The 20,442-nt window shown below is 72.1% G+C and carries 19 protein-coding genes; 9 read left to right on the top strand and 10 right to left on the bottom strand.

Annotated features, from left to right (window positions below; genetic code table 11):
- Window positions 1–12: 12 nt before the first annotated feature.
- From cseC to ACZ7HQ_RS33775, 5 genes are all read right to left on the bottom strand, one after another.
- On the bottom strand, window positions 13–1,368 hold the full coding sequence (cseC, locus tag ACZ7HQ_RS33795) for a two-component system sensor histidine kinase CseC (protein WP_470998372.1): 1,356 nt from the start codon (window positions 1,366–1,368) through the stop codon (window positions 13–15).
- 11 nt (window positions 1,369–1,379) lie between these two features.
- Complete coding sequence (gene cseB, locus ACZ7HQ_RS33790) at window positions 1,380–2,084, bottom strand: two-component system response regulator CseB (RefSeq protein ID WP_470998369.1); 705 nt, start codon at window positions 2,082–2,084, stop codon at window positions 1,380–1,382.
- A gap of 39 nt (window positions 2,085–2,123) precedes the next feature.
- Window positions 2,124–2,780 carry a hypothetical protein gene (locus tag ACZ7HQ_RS33785; RefSeq protein ID WP_470998366.1) on the bottom strand — a complete coding sequence of 219 codons (657 nt, stop codon included), beginning with the start codon at window positions 2,778–2,780 and terminating at the stop codon, window positions 2,124–2,126.
- Entirely contained in the window at window positions 2,768–3,307 is a 540-nt protein-coding gene (locus ACZ7HQ_RS33780; RefSeq protein WP_031165128.1) for a SigE family RNA polymerase sigma factor, read from the bottom strand. The genes ACZ7HQ_RS33785 and ACZ7HQ_RS33780 overlap by 13 nt, the downstream gene beginning before the upstream one ends.
- A 272-nt stretch (window positions 3,308–3,579) precedes the next feature.
- Window positions 3,580–4,455 (bottom strand): HhH-GPD family protein, encoded by an 876-nt coding sequence (locus ACZ7HQ_RS33775; protein ID WP_470998361.1) that lies wholly within the window; start codon window positions 4,453–4,455, stop codon window positions 3,580–3,582.
- Between the two features lie 180 nt (window positions 4,456–4,635).
- On the opposite strand from ACZ7HQ_RS33775, the gene ACZ7HQ_RS33770 reads away from it, so the two are divergent.
- On the top strand, window positions 4,636–5,448 hold the full coding sequence (locus tag ACZ7HQ_RS33770) for a hypothetical protein (RefSeq protein WP_470998358.1): 813 nt from the start codon (window positions 4,636–4,638) through the stop codon (window positions 5,446–5,448).
- 101 nt (window positions 5,449–5,549) lie between these two features.
- On the opposite strand, the gene ACZ7HQ_RS33765 is transcribed toward ACZ7HQ_RS33770, so the two are convergent.
- The 3 genes from ACZ7HQ_RS33765 to radA form a co-directional block, all read right to left on the bottom strand.
- On the bottom strand, window positions 5,550–6,005 hold the full coding sequence (locus tag ACZ7HQ_RS33765) for an RICIN domain-containing protein (protein ID WP_470998355.1): 456 nt from the start codon (window positions 6,003–6,005) through the stop codon (window positions 5,550–5,552).
- Between the two features lie 139 nt (window positions 6,006–6,144).
- Window positions 6,145–7,269, bottom strand: a complete 1,125-nt coding sequence (disA, locus tag ACZ7HQ_RS33760; protein WP_467548231.1) for a DNA integrity scanning diadenylate cyclase DisA — start codon at window positions 7,267–7,269, stop codon at window positions 6,145–6,147.
- 80 nt (window positions 7,270–7,349) lie between these two features.
- Window positions 7,350–8,759: a DNA repair protein RadA gene (gene radA, locus ACZ7HQ_RS33755; protein WP_470998350.1), complete on the bottom strand. Its 1,410-nt coding sequence runs from the start codon at window positions 8,757–8,759 to the stop codon at window positions 7,350–7,352.
- Window positions 8,760–8,956: 197 nt separating this feature from the next.
- Here radA and ACZ7HQ_RS33750 point away from each other — a divergent pair, with 197 nt between their 5' ends.
- Complete coding sequence (locus ACZ7HQ_RS33750) at window positions 8,957–10,633, top strand: BACON domain-containing protein (RefSeq protein WP_470998346.1); 1,677 nt, start codon at window positions 8,957–8,959, stop codon at window positions 10,631–10,633.
- 117 nt (window positions 10,634–10,750) lie between these two features.
- Here ACZ7HQ_RS33750 and ACZ7HQ_RS33745 read toward each other — a convergent pair whose 3' ends face one another.
- Window positions 10,751–11,545: a DUF3109 family protein gene (locus ACZ7HQ_RS33745; protein WP_470998343.1), complete on the bottom strand. Its 795-nt coding sequence runs from the start codon at window positions 11,543–11,545 to the stop codon at window positions 10,751–10,753.
- 146 nt (window positions 11,546–11,691) lie between these two features.
- On the opposite strand from ACZ7HQ_RS33745, the gene ACZ7HQ_RS33740 reads away from it, so the two are divergent.
- From ACZ7HQ_RS33740 to ilvD, 4 genes are all read left to right on the top strand, one after another.
- A complete protein-coding gene (locus ACZ7HQ_RS33740; RefSeq protein WP_470998340.1) occupies window positions 11,692–12,624 on the top strand; it encodes a Ppx/GppA family phosphatase in 933 nt (310 codons plus the stop codon).
- A 125-nt stretch (window positions 12,625–12,749) separates the two neighbouring features.
- The gene (locus ACZ7HQ_RS33735; RefSeq protein WP_470998335.1) at window positions 12,750–13,562 is read left to right on the top strand and encodes a sugar phosphate isomerase/epimerase family protein; all 813 of its coding nucleotides are present in this window, start codon (window positions 12,750–12,752) and stop codon (window positions 13,560–13,562) included.
- Complete coding sequence (locus tag ACZ7HQ_RS33730) at window positions 13,559–14,200, top strand: TetR/AcrR family transcriptional regulator (protein ID WP_470998332.1); 642 nt, start codon at window positions 13,559–13,561, stop codon at window positions 14,198–14,200. Before ACZ7HQ_RS33735 ends, ACZ7HQ_RS33730 begins: the two co-directional genes overlap by 4 nt.
- Window positions 14,201–14,309: 109 nt before the next feature.
- Complete coding sequence (gene ilvD / locus ACZ7HQ_RS33725) at window positions 14,310–16,163, top strand: dihydroxy-acid dehydratase (protein ID WP_470998329.1); 1,854 nt, start codon at window positions 14,310–14,312, stop codon at window positions 16,161–16,163.
- Window positions 16,164–16,243: 80 nt separating this feature from the next.
- On the opposite strand, the gene ACZ7HQ_RS33720 is transcribed toward ilvD, so the two are convergent.
- A complete protein-coding gene (locus ACZ7HQ_RS33720) occupies window positions 16,244–18,337 on the bottom strand; it encodes a serine/threonine-protein kinase (protein ID WP_470998326.1) in 2,094 nt (697 codons plus the stop codon).
- Window positions 18,338–18,515: 178 nt separating this feature from the next.
- On the opposite strand from ACZ7HQ_RS33720, the gene ACZ7HQ_RS33715 reads away from it, so the two are divergent.
- The 3 genes from ACZ7HQ_RS33715 to ACZ7HQ_RS33705 all read left to right on the top strand — a co-directional run bounded on the left by ACZ7HQ_RS33715 (window position 18,516) and on the right by ACZ7HQ_RS33705 (window position 20,294).
- Window positions 18,516–18,827, top strand: coding sequence for an SH3 domain-containing protein (locus ACZ7HQ_RS33715; protein ID WP_470998323.1), 312 nt, complete (start codon window positions 18,516–18,518; stop codon window positions 18,825–18,827).
- A gap of 52 nt (window positions 18,828–18,879) precedes the next feature.
- Window positions 18,880–19,404 carry an EamA/RhaT family transporter gene (locus ACZ7HQ_RS33710; RefSeq protein WP_470998320.1) on the top strand — a complete coding sequence of 175 codons (525 nt, stop codon included), beginning with the start codon at window positions 18,880–18,882 and terminating at the stop codon, window positions 19,402–19,404.
- Between the two features lie 113 nt (window positions 19,405–19,517).
- Window positions 19,518–20,294 carry a class I SAM-dependent methyltransferase gene (locus ACZ7HQ_RS33705; protein WP_470998317.1) on the top strand — a complete coding sequence of 259 codons (777 nt, stop codon included), beginning with the start codon at window positions 19,518–19,520 and terminating at the stop codon, window positions 20,292–20,294.
- Window positions 20,295–20,442: the final 148 nt, after the last annotated feature.

Raw genomic sequence — 20,442 nt, 5'->3', positions numbered from 1 at the left:
GCGGTTCACCCCTTACGGGGTGCTGCTCCCCGACGCGGGCAGCACCGGGTAGCTGCCCGTGCTGGTCGGGGCGTGCTCCGGCAGCCAGAGCACGGCCACCGCGCCCTCCGCCGGGATGTCGGGCGCTCCGGCGGGGCGTACGTTGCGGAAGGTCAGCCGGGCGCCCAGCACCCGGGCCTGGCCCGCGGCGATGGTCAGGCCGAGCCCGTGGCCCGTACCGGCGCGGTCCTTGCTGCCGGTGCGGAAGCGGCTCGGGCCCTCGGCGAGCAGTTCCTCGGGGAAGCCGGGACCGTGGTCGCGGACCCGGATGACCCGGCCCTCGACGGTCACCTCGATCGGCGGCCGGCCGTGCCGGGCGGCGTTGGCGAGCAGGTTGAACAGCACCCGCTCCAGCCGCCGTGGATCGGTGGTGACCTCCGACTCGTGCACCACCCGTACGACGATGTCCGGGTCCTTGACCGCCACGCGCCGGGCGACGAACTCACCGAGCATGATGTCCTGCAGCTCGGCCCGCTCCGAGGCGCCGTCGAGGCGGGCCACCTCCAGCACGTCCTCGACGAGTGTGCGCATCGCCTTCGCCCGGTCCAGGACCAGTTCCGTGGGACGGCCGGGGGGCAGCAGTTCGGCGGCCGTGAGCAGGCCCGTCACCGGGGTGCGCAGTTCGTGCGCGATGTCGGCGGTGACCCGCCGCTCCGCCTCGAGCCGCTGCTGCAGGGCGTCCGCCATGGCGTCCACGGCGCGCGCGAGATCGTCGGTCTCGTCCCGGACGACCCCGCCGATGGCGTCCCGCACCCGGACGTCGGTCTCGCCCCTGGCCACCTGGTTCGCGGCGGCCGCCGCCTTGCGCAGCCGCCCGGACAGCTGCCCGCCGATCAGCACACCGAGCGCGCTGCCGCCGAACACGACCGCGACGGACCCGATGACCAGCGCCTGGTCGAGGTCCTTCATGATGTCGGTGGACCGGTCCGGCATGTGGCTGTGCAGGGACAGCACATGCCCGTCCTTGGTCGGCACGGCCGCCCAGATGTCCGGCGCTCCGTCCCGGTCGATGACATCGCTGGCCTTGCGGCCGTCCATGACCTTCTCGCGCAGCGCATCCGGCAGCTCGGGGTCGTCGAGCTTGATGTTCGGGAAGTTCGGCCGCCGGTTCTGCTCGTAGTTGCGCTGCGCGAACTGGACGCGCTGATTGGCGAGGTCGCGTGCGTTGTCGAGCATCGAGACCCGGGCCGCGTTGTGCACGACCAGGCTCAGCGTGATCGCCACCAGCCCGGCCACCAGCGCGATGGCCGCGCTGAGCTTCCATCTCAGTCCGGTGTGCAGGCCCGACCGCTCCATGAGCCGGACCGGGTACCGAAGAAACCCCCGCATCGCCGCCCCGCTCAGGCCTTCAGCTTGTAGCCGAAGCCGCGGACGGTCTCGATCCGGTCCTGGCCGATCTTCTGCCGCAGCCGCTGCACATGCACGTCGACGACGCGGGTGTCCCCGCCCCAGCCGTAGTCCCAGACGCGCTCCAGCAGCTTGTCGCGGGAGAGCACGGTGCCCGGCGCGGAGGAGAACTCCAGCAGCAGCCGCATCTCGGTGGGGGTGAGCGCGACGGGCTGCCCGGCCCGGCGCACCTCCATGCCCTCGGTGTCGATCTCCAGGTCCCCGAAGGTGAGCACCCCGCCGGTCAACGCGTCCGTGCTGGACTCGGCCTGGCCGCTGCCGCTCGCGTGCCCGAAGCGGCGCAGCACCGCCCGGATCCGCGCCACCAGCACGGCGCCGTCGAACGGCTTGGTCACATAGTCGTCGGCGCCCGCCTCCAGGCCGAGGACGACGTCGATGGAGTCGGCGCGCGCCGACAGCATGATCACCGGCACGGTCGACTCGTCGCGGATACGACGGCAGAGGCTGACCCCGTCCAGACCGGGGACCATGACGTCGAGCAGGGCGATGTCGGGGCGGTTCGCCCGGAACGCCTCCAGGCCCGACAGCCCGTCGGGCATGGCGGTGACCGCGAAGCCGTCCCGCTCCAGGGCGAGCTGGGTGGCCTCGCGGATGACGTCGTCGTCCTCGACGAAAAGGACGTGGGTCTGGTCTGCCATCCCGGTGCTCTCAGTCCTCGTGGTGTGCGTGTGGGGGGTTCAGTTGTCCTGCGCGGTCGCCGCGTCGCCGCCGGTTCTGCTGTAGAAGGTCTCGTGCTTGGTCCGCTCGGCGAACCGGCCCGCCCTCCAGTGGTACGTGATCACGATCTCCCGGGACGGGTTGGACGTCGTGTCGTCCGTGTCGTACACCTGCTGGGTCACGGTCAGGTCGGTGCCGTCGATCTCCGAGAAGACCGGCGACTCCTCCGCCTTGAACACATTCTTGTACGTCCCGCCGACGTCCCGGTACACGTATGTGCCGATGCCCACCGAGTCACTGCAGGCCCACACGTTCACCAGGACGTCGTTGACGGACCCGCGGGTCAGGTCGCCGTAGGTGGCCTCGACCGGGTAGTCGTCGCCGCTGCACGGTTTCAGCTCCCGCTTCACCGCCGGGGAGACCGTCGGGTCCTTCTTGAGCAGGGAGACCACGTCCACCAGCCGGTAGCGGCTGGTCGGGCTCGGGCTGGGGCTGGCAGGGGCGACGGCTCCCGCGGCCGCCGACGCGTGTGCCGGGCCCTCGTCCCGGGTGCCGGTGCCCCCCGTGCCGCACGCGGCGACGAAAAGGGCGAGGGCGGCGAGCGCGGCCCCCGCCGCGATCACCGCCTGCGTGCTTCCTCGGGTCCCCCCGGACCCGGCCTCGGTCAGGCCGCGCAACGCTCCCGCTCCTCACGCTCCAGCGCGCGTGCGTCCAGATCGCGAGCCTCCAGCTCCTCGCGGAGCCGGGCGAGCGCCCGGTGCAGCGTGCTCTTGACCGTACCGGCCGACATGCCGAGGGCCGCGGCCGTCTCCTCTGTGGACATCTGCTCCCAGTGTCGCAGCACCACGACACTGCGCTGCTTCGGTGCGAGAACTTTCATGACGTCCATCAGCAGGGCCCGGTCGGCGTGCTGCTCGGTGGCGTCGTCCACGGAGGCGTCCGGCAGCTGCTCGGTCGGGACCTCCTCCAGCTTGCGCGCCCGCCACCACTCCGTACGGGTGTTGATCATGACCCGGCGCAGGTAGGCGTCGGCGAGCCGCTTGTCCGCGATGCCCTCCCAGCGGCCGTACGTGCGCACCAGCGCCGTCTGCAGCAGGTCCTGGGCGTCGACGGGGTCCGGCACCAGTCGGCGAGCACTGCGCAGCAGCGCGTCCTGCCGGGTGCGGACGTACTCCTCGAATTCGAGCACCTCGCCCTGCGCCATGATCAACCGCCTCCGTTCCCCGTTCACTCCGGCTTGTTGCCTGAAGTCCTGCGTTCCCGTGCCCGTTGGTCTGCCGGGCACGGACAAGAAGTTACGGAGTGGTTGTCACGGCGCTGTCCGAACCAGCCTGCGGCTAGCAATCGGCTATCCGTCGGTTGTGTAACGGCCGTAGAAACGGGGTAAGCAGGTAGGTCGTTATGTCCCTTTATGAAGGCTTTTGTCGAGTGAATGGGACCGTAACAGGGCCCTCGGGGCTGTGACTTGGCTGTGCGTCAGCTCAGCGGCAGCCGGTACAGGCCGCCGTGCATCGGCTCCACCAGACCGTCCGTGACGAGCCCGTCGAGCGCGCGGGCGCGCTGTACCGGCTCGTGCCACACCCGGTCCAGCACCGCCTGCGGCACCGGCGCGTGTGCCTCCCGCAACACCGCCAGCAGCTTGCCGCGCACCTGCCGGTCCGTACCGGCGTACGTCTGCCCGCGGCGCGGCGGGCCCGCGTGCTCGGGCTTGCCGGCCAGCCGCCAGGCGCACTGCGTCGCGATCGGGCACCGCCCGCACCCCTCGTTCTTCGCCGTGCACACCAGCGCGCCCAGCTCCATGGAGGCGGCGGCCCACCGCGCGGCGGTCCTGTCGTCCTCGGGCAGCAGCTCACGGGCGAGCCTGCGCTCGGCGGCCGTGGTCGCGTTCGGCGGGTACTGCACCCCCGCCACCGCGCGCGCGAAGACCCGGCGCACATTCGTGTCCAGCACCGCGTGCCGCTGCCCGTACGCGAACGAGGCCACCGCGGCGGCCGTGTACTCGCCGATGCCGGGCAGCGCCAGCAGCTGCGCGTGGTCCGTCGGTACGTCCCCGCCGTGCCGCTCCGTTATGGCGACCGCGGCGCCGTGCAGGCGCAGGGCCCGGCGCGGATAGCCGAGCCGGCCCCAGGCGCGCACCGCCTCACCGGGCGCCTCCTTCGCCAGGTCGGCGGGGCGCGGCCAGCGGGCCAGCCACTCCTCGTAGACGGGCAGCACCCGGTTGACCGGGGTCTGCTGGAGCATGAACTCGCTGACCATCACCCCCCACGGGCCCGCCTCCGGGCGGCGCCAGGGGAGGTCGCGGGCATGGGCGTCGAACCAGGCGATCACGGGGGCGTGCAGCTTCTCAGTCATGGCCTTCCGATCCTGCCACGCCTCGGCACACCTGGCGGGTGACGGCACGGTCACGCAACGTCGTCATGGACGAAGGGCCGCGCGTGCGACGGCAGTTGCCGGAATGATGATCGGGAAAAGTTGACGCCCGTGCGGCGGGTGGCGCAAGCAAGCACGGGGAACTCTCGTACAGTTTGCGCCGTGGGATCTCTGCGCAATCCGGTCGGGCCGCTTCCCTCCTCCATCTACTGGCGAAGGAGGGTCGTACTGCTGTCGGTGTGCGCGGTGTTGGCGCTGCTGATCGCGTGGATCGTCACCTCCGGCGGCGGGGGCGGCAGGACGAACGCCGGCGGGTCCAACGGCAAGAATCCCGCCCACACGATCACGCCGGGCCCGTCCTCGTCCGGGCCCGCGATCAGCCAACACCCCGGTGGGCGCGGTGACTCGGGCGGCGACTCCGGCGGGAGCGGTTCCGGGTCCGGCGGCGGCAGCGGTCCGGGCGACGGCTCCACCGGCTCCCCCGGGTCCGACGACGGCTCTGCCGGCGGCCCGGGTGCGGGCTCCGGCGGCGGCGTCGGGGCGGGCGACGTGCTCCCGGCCTCCTCCTCCCTGCCGGACTGCACCTCCGGCGCGGTGACGCTGGGCCTGCGGAGCCTGCACAACTCCTACTCGCCGGACCAGACGCCGGCCTTCGAACTCACCGCGAAGAACGGCTCGTCCGCCGACTGCAAGGTCGATCTCGGGCCGAAGAACGCGGTGTTGAGCATCACGCCCGCGGACGGCAGCGACACCTTCTGGTCGTCGGCCGACTGCCCCAAGGGCGCGGCGAGCCTGGTGTTCCGGGTGCCGGCGGGCAAGAGCATCACGTACACCGTGAAGTGGGACCGCAAGCCGAGCGCGCCCCGGTGTGCGAAGTCCTCCGGGGGTCCGGCCGGTGCCGGGACGTATCTGCTGGAGGCGAGGACGCCGGGGTTCGGGAAGGTACGGGCGTCCTTCGTGCTGTCGGCTGACTGAGACGGCCACCTGAGGGCGTTCCGGACGGCCGGTGAATTGGACACCCCCGGCCACGACGTGGCCGGGGGTGCCCCCTTCCGGAGCGCGTTGCGAACCGTGGTTCAGCTCCAGCGCTGGACCGGGTAGCCCTCGTCCTTTGCGGTCTTGATCGTGCCGTCGATCAACTCCTCGAGAACGCGCCCGGTGCCCTTGTCCTTCAGCGTCCAGCCGTCGGAGTGGTGGATCTCGTACCAGTTCTGGTTCGGGTTGCCGTTGCAGGCGCCGACGTACACCTCACCGCGGCTGTTGCTGTCGAGGCACTTCCCGGTCATGTGGTGCTTCAGGAGGTAGCTGCCGTCGGACTGCTTGTACTCGTCCCACTTCAGGGACGTGCTCTGGGAGGGGTCGGCGGACGTCGTACGGACCCGGAAGTTGATGTACGCCAGGTACTTGCCGCTGTAGTCGTTCCTCCAGGTGACGGGGTTGCCGGCGGCGAACGCCTGCCCCGTGCCCGCAAGGGTCAGCGCCGGGGCGAGAACTGCCGCGGCGACGAACGTGCCCATGAGGCGCTTCTTCATATGAGTTCCCCCTACACAGTTCGAATTCAAAATCGAACGTTTTGGTCGAGGGGACGTTACCCCGGCGTGATCACCGCGGGCAAGGCTATTTGGATCAACTGGGAGGAATGGCGCGCGAGTTGGGACGCCCGGCCCGAACTCAGACGTACCGCTCCAGGATGGAGGACTCGGCCAGCCGCGACAGACCTTCCCGCACGCTCCTGGCCCGGGCCTCGCCCACACCGTCCACGGTCTGCAGGTCGTCCACGCTGGCGGCGAGAAGCTTCTGCAGCCCCCCGAAATGCTCCACGAGGCGGTCGATGATCGCGCCCGGGAGACGCGGAACCTTCGCCAGGAGCCGGAAGCCCCGCGGGGACACGGCCGAGTCGAGCGTCTCGGGCGACCCGGTGTAGCCCAGCGCACGCGCCACCGTGCCCATCTCGAGCAGCTCCGCGTGGCTCAGCGCGTCCAGCTCGGACAGCGCCTCCTCGACCGTGCGTGAGCGCTTCGCCGTCGGCTCGGGGACGTAGTCCCGGACGACCAGCTCACGGTCGGGCTCGACGCCGGCGATCAACTCCTCCAGCTGGAGCGCCAGAAGACGGCCATCGGTGCCCAGTTCGACCACGTATTCGGCGATTTCGGTGGCGATGCGCCGGACCATCTCCAGGCGCTGCGCGACGGCGGACACGTCCCGCACCGTCACCAGGTCCTCGATCTCCAGCGCCGACAGCGTGCCCGCCACCTCGTCCAGGCGGAGCTTGTACCGCTCCAGCGTGGCCAGCGCCTGGTTCGCGCGGGACAGGATCGCCGCCGAGTCCTCCAGGACGCGCCGCTGACCGTCGACGTACAGGGCGATCAGACGCATCGACTGGGAGACGGAGACCACGGGGAAGCCGACCTGCTTGCTCACCCGGTCCGCCGTGCGGTGCCGGGTGCCCGTCTCCTCCGTGGGGATGGTGGGGTCCGGAACCAGCTGCACGCCCGCCCGCAGGATCTTCGACAGGTCCGAGGACAGCACGATGCCCCCGTCCAGCTTGCACAGCTCCCGCAGCCGGGTCGCCGTGAACTCCACGTCCAGGACGAACCCGCCCGTGCACATCGCCTCGACCGTCTTGTCGGAGCCGAGGACGATCAGCCCGCCGGTGTTGCCGCGCAGCACGCGCTCGAGGCCGTCGCGCAGGGCCGTACCGGGAGCCACGGCGCTCAGCGAGGCGCGCATCAGGCCATCGGAACCGGCACTCCCACCGGACTTTCCGGGAGCTGCTGCCCGGTCGTTGGCTGCCACTGCACTCCTCCGGTCGCAGATTCTGACGCGCTCCCGCACCCGCACTCTGTTCGCACGGACGGGCGAGACCTGGGCAAAGTCTACCGGCGCTCCTCCGCCTCCCGTGGGGCCTCTCGGCGACGGGAGCGCGGCAGCACCCGCAGGGCGTCCCCCATGTCCGCGACTTCCAGGACCTTCATGCCGGGCGGCACCTTGCCCGGATCGGACGGTACGAGCGCGTGCGTGAAGCCCAGCCGGTGCGCCTCGGAGAGCCTGCGCTGCACACCCGTGACCCGTCTCACCTCGCCTGCGAGGCCCACCTCGCCGATGGCCACCAGGTTCTTCGGCAGCGGGGTGTCGCTGGCGGCGGAGGCCAGCGCGAGCGCGATCGCGAGGTCGGCGGCCGGCTCCGACAGCTTCACACCGCCCACCGTCGCGGAGTAGATGTCCCGCTTGCCGAGCGCACTGATCCGGCCGCGCTGCTCCAGGACGGCCAGCATCATCGACACGCGTGAGGTCTCCAGGCCGGACGTCGTGCGGCGCGGGGAGGGGATCTGCGAGTCGACCGTCAGCGCCTGCACCTCGGCCACCAGCGGGCGGCGGCCCTCCAGCGTGACGGTCAGGCACGTGCCGGGGACCGGCTCGGCCCGGCGGGTCAGGAACAGGCCGCTGGGGTCGGCGAGGCCGGTGATGCCCTCGTCGTGCAGCTCGAAGCAGCCGACCTCGTCCGTGGCGCCGTAGCGGTTCTTCACCCCGCGCACCAGACGCAGGCGCGCGTGCCGGTCGCCCTCGAAGTGCAGGACGACATCCACCAGGTGCTCCAGCAGGCGCGGACCGGCGATCGCGCCGTCCTTGGTGACGTGGCCCACGAGGAGGGTGGACATCCCGCGCTCCTTGGAGGCGCGGATGAGTGCGCCCGCCACCTCCCGCACCTGGGCCATGCCGCCGGGCGCGCCCTCGATCTCCGGGGAGGCGACCGTCTGCACCGAGTCCAGGATCAGCAGGGACGGCTTCACCTCGTCCAAGTGGCCGAGGACGGCGGACAGATCGGTCTCGGCGGCCAGATACAGCTCCTCGTGGAGGGCGCCGATGCGGTCCGCGCGCAGCCGCACCTGGCTCGCCGACTCCTCGCCGGTGACATACAGGGTGCGGTGCTCCGCGCTCGCGGACTTGGCGGCCACGTCCAGCAGCAGCGTGGACTTGCCGACGCCGGGCTCGCCCGCGAGCAGCACCACCGCGCCGGGCACCAGGCCGCCGCCGAGCACCCGGTCCAGCTCGGGCACGCCGGTCGTGCGGGCGGTGGCCTGCCGGCCGTCGACCTGGCCGATGGGCAGCGCGGACGTCGTGACCCGGCCCGGTGTCGTCGTACGGACCGCGGGCGCGCCGTACTCCTCGACCGTGCCCCACGCCTGGCACTCGGGGCAGCGGCCGAGCCACTTGGCCGTCTGCCAGCCGCACTCGGTGCAGCGGTAGGACGGGCGGTCCTTGGTGGTCTTGGTACGGGCAGCCATGCGGAAACCGTAGCCCGGGCCACCGACAACGGGTCCCCCGGCTGCATGTGGGTGAACCGGTATCGGCCACCACCCGCCGGGTTCGAGCCATGGAACAAAGGGTTCCTGTCCCCTTATGAGGGATCGTTTCACCCGTGCGGGTTAAAAGTGCTCAAGCTTCGGGAACGGGCACTCCACGGCCGCCTACGGTCGCACGGGTGACGAGCAGCAGTCCGGAGACCAGCATCCGCAGCACCGGCGCGCACCGCGTGCAGCGCGAGGCGCGTGATCGCGCCGCCGCCCGCACCCTCGCCCAGCGGCCACCGGCGCGCTACGAACCGTACCTGGACGGACTGTTCACCTACTGTCTGTCGGTGCTGTGCGACCACGACGCGGCCACCGCCGCCCTCGGTGACGTCCTCGCCCTCGCCGAGCGGCGCGGCCACCGCGTCCCGCAGACCGCGGCCGACCGCAGGGCCTGGCTCTACGCGCTGGCCCGCTGGGCGTGCCTGCGCAAGCTGTCCGAGGCCAAGCAGAAACGTCAGGGCACCCACGCGGCGGGCCGGACGGCGGCTGAGGAGACGGTCCCGGACCCGCCCGTCGCCCCGGAGGTCCAGGAGCAGCGGCGCCGCGAACTGGCGCTGCTGGCCTGGCCGGAGGCGGCCGGCACCACGCCGGAGCAGCGCGAGGCCCTGGAACTGGCCGTCCGCCACCACCTGGCCGCGCACGAGGTCGCCGCCGTCCTCGGCATCGAGGCGGCCGCCGCGCGCGAGCTGCTCGCCACGGCCGCCTGCGAGGTCGAGCGCACCCGTGCGGCCCTCGCCGTGGTGGAGACCGGCGGCTGTCCGAGCGTGGCGCACCTCACCGGGGACAGCGGCCTGGTCCTGAGCACGGCCCTGCGCCGTGAGCTGGTCCGCCACGTCGACGACTGCCCGCGCTGCCGCCGCACCGCCGAGCGCGCCGTCCCCGGCCGCTGGCCCGGAGCCACGGTCACCCCTGCCGAGCTGCCCGTCCTGGAAGCCCCGCGCGCGGCCCTCCACGTGGCTCTCGCCCACCCCTCACGCGCGCGTGGCGTCGCCGTGCCCCGCTTCGACCGGCGCGGTTTCCCGATGGACCCCAAGGACCGCGCGGCCCGCCGCGACCGGCTACGCGCGCGTGCGGTGACGACGACGGTCGTCGCCACGGTGGTGGCCGCCCCCGTCCTGGCCCTGTGGGCCGCCTACCGGGGCGCCCCGACGGCGGAGGGGGAGAGCCCCTCCGCCACCGCGCGCGAGGCGCAGGGCCCCGACGCCCTCGGCAGCGACACGGCCGGCGGATACGAGAACGCGGGCAACGCCAGCGCGAAGCCCGGTACCCGGCTCGGCGAGGACGGCAACGCGGACGTCTCCGTGGAGGTCGTCAGCGTCAACGCAGCGGGCGGCGCGAGCTCCGGACAGCTCGGCGTCAGCGCCTCCGGGGACGGCGACACCACGCTGATCACCCTCACCGCCTCCGGCTCCGGCCCCCTCCGCTGGTCCGCGTCCACCTCGGCGGCCTGGCTCTACCTCAGCCGGTCCTCGGGAACCCTCCGGCCCGGCGAGACGTTGACGATCAAGGTGTACGTCGACCATCTGCGCGAGCCCTCCGGGCACTGGCACGCACAGGTGGCGGTCTCCCCGGCGGGCACCGTGGTCTCCATCGACGGCTACGGCACGGCCCCCACCCGCCGCCCCACACCCCCACCGTCGCCCTCCGGCCCCACCCCGCCCCCCACCGCCCCGCCGACCAGCCAGTCGCCACCGCCCACGACCCCGGCTCCCACCCCGACCCCGACCGACCCGCCGTCACCCTCCGACACCCCGACCCCGACCCCGTCCCCACCGAACAGCGAGACGCCGAGCCCGTCCGGGGGCTAGGGGGTGCGCGGGGCCGGGCGGGCCGGCGGCCGGGTCACGACCGGAGGGTGCTTCCGGCGGGCGGAGTCGGATGGTGGGAAAGGACCGGATGGGTGGGCAAGGAGTGGTCCCGTGGGGTTACGGCGCCGGGTCGGCCGGGTGCGGGGCGACCAGCGGCAGCTGCGACGCCAGTCGCTGTTCGCAGAGCTCGACCAGACGGTCGTAGCCGGCCTTGCCCATCAGTTCCGTCAGCTCGGCCCGGTAGGAGACGTACACCGGCTCACCCGCGCCGTGTGCGGAGGTCGCCGACGTGCACCACCAGTGCAGGTCGTGCCCGCCCGGACCCCAGCCCCGGCGGTCGTACTCGCCGATGGACACCTGCAGGACCCGCGTGTCGTCGGGCCGGTCGATCCAGTCGTAGGTCCGCCGGATCGGCAGCTGCCAGCACACGTCCGGCTTGGTCTCCAGCGGCTCCCGCCCCTCGCGCAGCGCGAGGATGTGCAGCGAGCAGCCCGCGCCGCCCGCGAACCCCGGGCGGTTCTGGAAGATGCAGGAGCCCTGGAAGGGGCGGGTCTGTCGGGAGCCCTCCTCGTCCTGAGAGACCCAGCCGTTCCGCGTGCCCTCGTCGTGGTGCTGCCAGATCTCCGGGGTGAGCCGGGCCACATGCTCGGCGACCCGCTTCTCGTCGTCCTCGTCCGAGAAGTGCGCGCCCAGCGAGCAGCACCCGTCGGCCGCGCGGCCCGCCTGGATGCCCTGGCAGCCACTGCCGAAGATGCAGTTCCAGCGAGAGGTCAGCCATGTCAGATCACAGCGGAAGACCTGCTCGTCGTCCGCAGGATCAGGGAACTCCACCCAGGCGCGCGCGAAGTCGAGCCCCTTCTCGTCGCTCGTCTGCGGGGCCTTCTGGGACTTCTTGGACGACTTCTTGGTCACGGACGCCTCCGCCTGCGAAGAATCCTTCAATCCCTTGGAGGATTTGTGGTCCTTCGCCTTTTTCGTCTTGGGCACCCGTCCAGAGTAAGTGGCCCGGGGCCGCACCGGGGACCGTGGACGGACGATCTGGCAGTAGCGTTCCGTATATGAGACTCGGTGTCCTGGACGTGGGTTCGAACACGGTGCATCTGCTGGTGGTGGACGCTCACCCCGGCGCGCGCCCGCTGCCCGCGCATTCGCACAAGACCGAACTTCGGCTCGCCCAACTCCTCGACGGCAGCGGCGCCATCGGCGACGACGGTATCGAGAAGCTGATCGCTGTTGTACGGGACGCGCTCCAGGCCGCCGAGGACAAGGGCGTGGAGGACCTGCTGCCGTTCGCGACCTCCGCCGTCCGCGAGGCCACCAACGCCGACGACGTCCTCGCGCGCGTGGCCGACGAGACCGGCGTACGGCTCCAGGTCCTCACCGGTGCCGAGGAGGCCCGCCTGACCTTCCTCGCCGTCCGCCGCTGGTTCGGCTGGTCCGCCGGAAAGCTGCTGGTCCTGGACATCGGCGGCGGCTCCCTGGAGATCGCCTACGGCATAGACGAGGAGCCGGACGCCGCCGTCTCCCTGCCGCTCGGCGCCGGCCGGCTCACCGCGGGCTGGCTGCCCGGCGACCCGCCCGACCCCGAGGACGTACGGGCCCTGCGCCGCCACGTCCGCACGGAGATCGCCCGCACGGTCGGCGAATTCAGCCGCTTCGGCGCCCCCGACCACGTCGTCGCCACGTCCAAGACCTTCAAACAGCTCGCCCGGATCGCCGGCGCCGCCCGCAGCGCCGAGGGCCTCTACGTCCAGCGCGAACTCAAGCGCGAGTCCCTGGAGGCCTGGGTTCCGCGCCTGGCCGGCATGACCGAGGACCAGCGCGCCGAACTCCCCGGCGTCTCCGACGGCCGCGCCGGCCAGCTCCTGGCCGGCGCCCTGGTGGCCGAGGGCGCGATGGACCTGTTCGGCGTCGAGAACCTGGAAATCTGCCCCTGGGCCCTGCGCGAGGGCGTGATCCTGCGGCGCCTTGATCACATGGGTTCGGACTGACCGCCCAAGGGACACGGGGCACGGCGCGAGAAACCACGACCGCGCCGCACCGCCCGAATGGCAAAGCTCACAACGGCGAACAGGCACCCAACACCCTCACTGCACAACCCCGTAAGGTGACACCCGTGGCTGAACCAAGGGACGTCTCCGTTGCCCTGTCGACGGCCTCCGTGTACCCGGAGTCCACAGCGACGGCCTTCGAGATCGCCGCGCGCCTCGGGTACGACGGCGTCGAGGTCATGGTGTGGACCGACCCCGTCAGCCAGGACATCGAGGCGCTGCGCCGCCTGTCGGACTACCACGGCATCCCGATCCTGGCCGTCCACGCCCCCTGTCTGCTGATCACCCAGCGGGTCTGGTCGACGGACCCCTGGGTCAAGCTGCAGCGGGCCCGGGCGGCCGCCGAGAAGCTGGGTGCCTCCACCGTCGTCGTACACCCGCCCTTCCGCTGGCAGCGGCAGTACGCGCGCGACTTCGTCGACGGAATCTGGCGGATGGCGGACGAGACGGACGTGCGGTTCGCCGTCGAGAACATGTACCCGTGGCGCTACCGCGACCGCGAGATGCTCGCCTACGCCCCCGACTGGGACGTCACCCAGCACGACTACCGGCACTTCACGATCGACCTCAGCCACACGGCGACGGCCCGCGCGGACGCCCTGGACATGATCGACCGCATGGGCGACCGGCTCGGGCACGTGCACCTCGCCGACGGCCGGGGTTCGGCCAAGGACGAGCACCTGGTGCCCGGCCGCGGCACCCAGCCCTGCGCCGAGCTGCTGGAACAGCTGACCCTGTCCGGCTTCGGCGGCCACGTCGTCATCGAGGTCAACACCCGGCGGGCGATGTCCGGCGCCGAGCGCGAGGCCGACCTCGCCGAGGCCCTGGCCTTCACCCGCAAGCACCTGGCGTCGGCGGCAAGGATGCCGGGGCGATGAGCGAGCCCGAGCCCGTCCCCGCCCCCTCCTCCGCACAGGAACCGGCGACGCGCAGAAGGGGCAGGCCGCCGCGCGCCGAGTCCGCCGACACCCGTGACCGCATCCTGGCCGCGGCCCGCGAGGAGTTCTCCGAGCGCGGGTACGAGAAGACGTCCGTACGCGGTATCGCCAAGGCCGCCGGCGTCGACTCCGCGCTGGTCCACCACTACTTCGGCACCAAGGAACAGGTCTTCGAGGCGGCGATCGCCGTGGCCTTCGCGCCCGCGCTGAACGCCCCCGAGGCGCTGGCCGCCGGCCCCCTGGACGGGGTGGGGGAGCGCCTGACCCGCTTCGTCTTCGGCGTCTGGGACAACCCCACCACCCGTACACCGCTCCTCGCGATCCTCCGCTCCGCCGTGAACAACGAGACCGCCGCCGCCGTCTTCCGCCGGCTCGTCGCCTCGCAGCTGCTGCGCCGTATCGCCGCCCAGCTGGACCTGCCCGACGCCGAACTGCGCGCGGAGCTGGCCGCCGCACAGCTGGTGGGCACGGCGATGCTGCGCTACGTCGTCAAACTGGAGCCGCTGGCCTCCGCCGACCTGGAGCAGATCATCGCCCGGGTGGCCCCGGTGGTGCAGCACCACCTCACTGCCAGGTGAAACACCTGTCCCGCATTCCGGACAACCGTGTCCATCCCTTGGAGCACCGGCGTACGCTCGTAGGCAGTCAGAACTCTCTGGCAGTAGGTCTTCGAAGGAGCGAGCGACGATGCCCGAGCTGAGGTCCCGCACAGTCACCCACGGCCGCAACATGGCGGGCGCCCGCGCCCTTATGCGCGCCTCCGGTGTACCCGGTGCGGACATCGGCCGGAAGCCGATCATCGCGGTCGCGAACTCCTTCACCGAGTTCGTGCCCGGCCACACCCATCTGCAGCCGGTCGGCCGGATCGTCAGCGAGGCGATCAGGGAGGCGGGCGGCATCCCGCGCGAATTCAACACGATCGCGGTGGACGACGGCATCGCGATGGGCCACGGCGGCATGCTCTACAGCCTCCCCTCCCGCGACCTGATCGCGGACTCGGTGGAGTACATGGTGGAGGCCCACTGCGCCGACGCCCTGGTCTGCATCTCCAACTGCGACAAGATCACGCCGGGCATGCTGCTGGCCGCCCTGCGCCTGAACATCCCGACGGTCTTCGTCTCCGGCGGTCCCATGGAGTCCGGCCGCGCCACCCTCGTGGACGGCACGGTTCGCACCCTCGACCTGGTCGACGCGATCTCCGACGCCGTCAACGACAAGATCTCCGACGAGGACATCCTCCGGATCGAGGAGAACGCCTGCCCGACCTGCGGCAGCTGTTCCGGCATGTTCACCGCCAACTCCATGAACTGCCTGACCGAGGCCATCGGCCTGTCCCTGCCCGGCAACGGCTCGGTCCTCGCCACCCACACCGCGCGCAGGCAGCTCTACGTCGACGCGGCCCGCACGGTCATGGACCTCACCCGCCGCTACTACGAGCAGGACGACGAGTCGGCCCTGCCGCGGGGCATCGCCACCTTCCAGGCCTTCGAGAACGCCATGGCCCTGGACATCGCGATGGGCGGCTCCACGAACACGATCCTGCACCTGCTGGCCGCCGCCCAGGAGGCGGGCGTCCCCTTCGGCCTGGAGCAGATCGACGCCGTCTCGCGCCGCGTGCCGTGCCTGGCGAAGGTGGCGCCCAACGTGGCGAAGAACCGCACGTACTACATGGAGGACGTGCACCGCGCCGGCGGCATCCCGGCCCTCCTCGGCGAACTGCACCGCGCGGGTCTCCTCAACGAGGACGTCCACGCCGTCCACAGCCCGTCCCTCGCCGACTGGCTGAAGACCTGGGACGTCCGCGGCGGCAGCCCCTCCCCGGAGGCGGTGGAACTGTGGCACGCGGCACCGGGGTGCGTGAGGTCGGCCGAGGCCTTCTCCCAGTCCGAGCGCTGGGAGGCCCTGGACGAGGACGCGGAGGGCGGCTGCATCCGCAGCGTCGAGCACGCCTACTCGAAGGACGGCGGCCTGGCCGTCCTGAGGGGCAACCTCGCCGTCGACGGCTGCGTGGTCAAGACGGCCGGCGTCGACGAGTCGATCTGGACCTTCGAGGGCCCGGCCGTCGTCTGCGAGTCCCAGGAGGAGGCCGTCCAGCGGATCCTCACCCAGGAGGTCAAGGACGGCGACGTCGTCGTCATCCGCTACGAGGGCCCCAAGGGCGGCCCCGGCATGCAGGAGATGCTCTACCCGACCTCGTACCTGAAGGGCCGCGGCCTCGGCAAGACCTGCGCCCTGATCACCGACGGCCGCTTCTCCGGCGGCACCTCCGGCCTCTCCATCGGCCACGCGTCGCCGGAGGCGGCCTCCGGCGGCACCATCGCCCTGGTCCAGGACGGCGACCGCATCCGCATCGACATCCCGAACCGCACGATCGAACTGCTGGTGGACCAGACGGAACTGGCCCGCCGCGAGCAGGCCCTGAACGGCGTCTACGCCCCCAGGAACCGCGACCGCAAGGTCTCCGCCGCCCTCCGCGCCTACGCGGCGATGGCGACCAGCGCGGACAAGGGCGCGGTGCGCGATGTGACCAAGCTGGGCTGACGCCCACATCCAGCAGGGGCCGCTCCTCGGTGGGGGCGGCCCCTCGGCGTGTTCACCAGCGGCCGGAACCCCGCCGCACGTCACCAGCCGGCCGGATCCCGCGCGGCCACGCCGAAGACGGTGCCGTCGGGGGCGCCGGAGTAGACGTGGCCGTCGACGAGCAGGGGGGCCGGGAGGTCGGCGGTGACCACGCCCGCCTCGGCGCCGAGTCGCGCCGGAGTCTGCCCGACGAGGCGTCCGCCATGTGCGTCCACGGCCAGCAGGCGCCCGTCGGCCGCGGTGAGGTAGACGTGCTCGTCGTCGGCGACCGGGGCAGAACCACGACTGACGGACGTCTCCAGGTGCCACAGCCGCTTGCCCGCGTCCAGGTCGACGGCTTCCAGCGAGCCACCCGCGGCCAGCAGGTACACCGTGTTGCCGTGCACGGTGGCCTGTGGGGACAGGCGCGGAACCGGCAGGTCCACCCGACGCGACGTCCGGGAGGCCGGGGTATAGCGCACGACGGCGTTCGTGGCCGCAGAGCCCGAATCGACCGACAGGAAGAACAGGGATCCATCCTGGCCGCCGACGAGGTTCAGCGTCCCGTCCAGCGACGCCTCCCAGCGCACAGCGCCGGTCTGTGGATCCATCGCGGTCACGCGCGTGTGTGCCCCGTCCTGGGACAAGGCCGTCGCGTACGCCAGCGGATCCCCGGTGAACGAGGCGAAGTACGGGGTGCTGCGGCCGGGCAGGCGCCGGTGCCACTCGGTGCGGCCCGACCTGCCGTCCACACCCGTGACCGTACCGTCGGCGGCCGTGAGGAGGGCCGTGCCGGAGGCGTAGCGGACCGTCGTTCCGCGCGGCAGCCGCCGCTTCCAGGCCTGGTCGCCGGAGTGTGGGTCGAGCGCGGTCAGCAGGGAGCCGTCGCCGGTGCAGAACTGGACCAGGGAGTCGGCGAGAACCGGCGGGCCGCACGCGGGCTTGGCGGCGGCGGAGCGGCGCCACAGGAGCCTTCCGTCGGCGGGGGACAGGGCGAAGGCGGCGCCGGTCCGTGCGCAGAACAGCTTTCCCGCCCCGTACGCGCACTGCGGCATCCCCGTGGCCCCGGGCGCCGGTTCGGCCTGCCAGGAACTGAAGGAAGCCGCCCTGGTGTGCGGGCTCGTACCGGCCGGCGTACCGCCACCGACCAGCTGGACCGAGGCCAACGCGGCGGCCACGACGAGCCCGAGCGCCCCGGCGCCCACCGCCACCTTCCTCGTGACCCGCCTCCTGACCACCGGCTCGGGCCGCTCCCCGGCGGGGGACCGCGGAACCGGCGCCTCGTCGCCCGAACGCTGCGCCGGTATGAACGCCTGCGTGTCGTACGAGGCCGCCACCGACCGCAGTTCGCGCATCAGCTCGTCGGGCGTCGGCCGGTCCTCCGGCTCCTTGGCCAGACAGCGCAGCACCAGATCGGCGATCTCCTCCGGCACCCCGGTCAGATCGGGCTCGTCGTGCACGACCTGGTAGGCCACGACGTACGGGCTGTCGGAGTCGAACGGTCCGCGCCCGGTGGCCGCGTGCACCATCACCGACCCGAGCGCGAAGATGTCGGCGGCGGGCCCGACCTCCCGCGGCCGCCGGAACTGCTCCGGCGCCATGAAGGGGGGCGTACCGATCAACTTCCCGGTCTCGGTGCGCAGTTCACTGTCCTTCGGCCGGGAGATACCGAAGTCGATGACCTTGGGCCCGTCCTCGGCCAGCAGCACGTTGCTCGGCTTCATGTCCCGGTGTACGACCCCCACCCGATGGATGTCGCGCAGCGCCTCGGCGAGCCCGGCCATGAGCCGCCGCAACTGCGCAGCCGGCATCGGCCCGTTCCGCTTGACGTACTCGGAAAGAGTGGGGCCGGGAATGAACAGCGTGGCCATCCACGGCCGTTCGGCCTCCGGGTCGGCGTCCACGACGGATGCGGTGAAGGCACCGCTCACCCTCCGGGCCGCGGCCACCTCCTGCCGGAAACGGCCCCTGAACTCGGGATCCCTGGCGAAGTCGGCGTGTACGACCTTCACCGCGAGCTTCATCCCGGAGGTGCTGCGCGCCAGGTGGACAACGCCCATGCCACCCGACCCCAGAGTGGATTCCAGGCGGTAGTGACCGGCGTACTCGGGAAGTTCCGCTTCCGCGCCGGCACCTGTGTTCCTCCGTGGCGCCATGGAACCACCCCCGTGCTGTTCGTCCGCGCGCGCGACGCACGGAGCCTAGTCGATGACTCGTGCGAGACAGAGGCGGCTTGCTAGCCTGCGCGCGCGAGTCGTGCACACATGTGCTGCGACTCGATCAGGGGGACGACGGACACCCATGACGAGCATGGGTCCAACGGGGAGGTTTCACATGGCTGTTGAGCGCGCCGAAGAGGTCGGAGCCGGAGACGAAGCGGTGACGGCGGAGGCGACCATACCCACCTACGCGGTCGCCCCGGGCCTTCGCCTGAACGTCCGCAGCGGCCCGGGCACCGGCTACGGGATCGTCCGCGTCCTGCCCGAGGGCTCGCGTGTCCCGGTCTTCTGCCAGGCCCCGGGTACCAAGGTCTCCGGCCCGTACGGCACGACGAACATCTGGGACAACATCGACAACGGCCAGTACGTCTCCGACGCCTACGTCCAGACCGGCAGCGACGGCTACATCGCCTCGCGCTGCGGCTGACGCGGCTGACCCCACCCGGAGCCCGCCCCCCGCCCGGCGCCATAATCGTTCCGTGAGCGACGAAACCGGCACCCCGGACACCCCGGCGGGCTCCCCGGGCGGCGCGGCCGTAAGCGGCGGCCCGCGCCCCGAGCCCCTCCGCTTCTTCGGCACCACCTGGGTGAACCACGACAACGGCTACCCGGCCCGCCGCGCCGCCGCTGCCGTCGGCTCCCTCGCCGCGGCCGTCGTCTCCTGCCTGGTCCTCCGCTTCGCCTACGAGGGCATCCGGATCGCCGACACCGGCGCCTTCGTGACCGTGCTGATCATCGCCATGTTCGCGATCTGCAGCGCGCTCGCCTTCCGCAACACCTGGGAGGGCTTCGGCAAGCGGCACGACCCGCAGCGCCAGGCCTCCCTGCGCGGCCTGCTCGCCATCGGCTTCGTGGGCTCCCTCCTCGCCTACTTCTTCCGCTCCCTCACCGAGGCCCCCGGCGAGAAACTGCACCGCGAGGAGTACGAGAAGGCCCGCGAGGAGTACGAGCGCCGCACCGTGCGCCGCACCGGCAACCCGTCGAAGAAGAAGCGCCGCCGATGACACCGGCTCCCGGCCGCCAGTAGCCCGCACCCGGCGCCCCGCACCCCGCGCCCGGCAAGCCGCGTTCCGAAAACCCGCTGTCGTTCCCGTCCCGCACTCCCCACGATGGCCCTATGGCCTCCACACCACTGCCCTCGCCCACGGACCGCGCCCACTCCTTCAACTCCGCCGCCGCCCAGTACGCGGCGAACCGCCCCTCCTACCCGCCCGCCCTCTTCGACGCCGTCGAGGAGATGGCCGGCCGGTCCCTCTCGGGGGCCAAAGTCGTGGACGTGGGCGCCGGAACCGGTATCGCGACCGCCCTCCTGCATGACCGCGGAGCCGATGTCCTCGCCGTGGAACCCGGCGAGGGCATGGCCGCCGAGTTCCGCCGTGGGCTGCCGCACCTCCCGCTCGTCCGCGGCGACGGCGACGCCCTCCCGGTCACCGACGCGTACGCCGACTTCGTCACCTACGCCCAGGCCTGGCACTGGACCGACACCGCCCGCTCGGTGCCGGAAGCGCTGCGGGTGCTGCGGCCGGGCGGTTCGCTGGCACTGTGGTGGAACGGCGACGCCCTGGACGTCGAGTGGATCGCCGAGGCAGCCGGCCGTGTGGGCGGCTTCTTCGGCGTGGACATCGTGGCCCAGCGGCGGGACGGCGGCCGCACGGAACTGGCCGACCCGAGCGGCCGTCTCCGCTTCAGCCGACGGGAGGTCCGCTGGAGCCGCCGGGTCCCGGTCGACACCCATCTCGCCAACATCGGCAGCCACTCGGCGTTCCTCCTCACGCCCGCCGAGCGCAGGACCGCCTTCCTCGAAGAGGAGCGCGCCCACCTGCTGAAGGTCTTCCCGGACGGCGTCGTCGAGGAGATCTACGACGTGCTCCTCCTCGTCGCCACCAAGCCCTGAAGCGGGGCTGCCGCACCGACAGGACAGCGGGGGGGGGGGGGGGGGGGGGGGGGTCCGTACCACTTCTTTTCTTTCTTTCCCCCCCCCCCCCCCCCCCCCCACCCCCCCCCTTCCCCCCCCCCCCCCCTCTTTTTTTTCCCCCCCCCCC

This window comes from Streptomyces sp. NPDC037290 (assembly GCF_055603245.1).
This window is presented reverse-complemented; position numbering and strand designations above follow the sequence as displayed.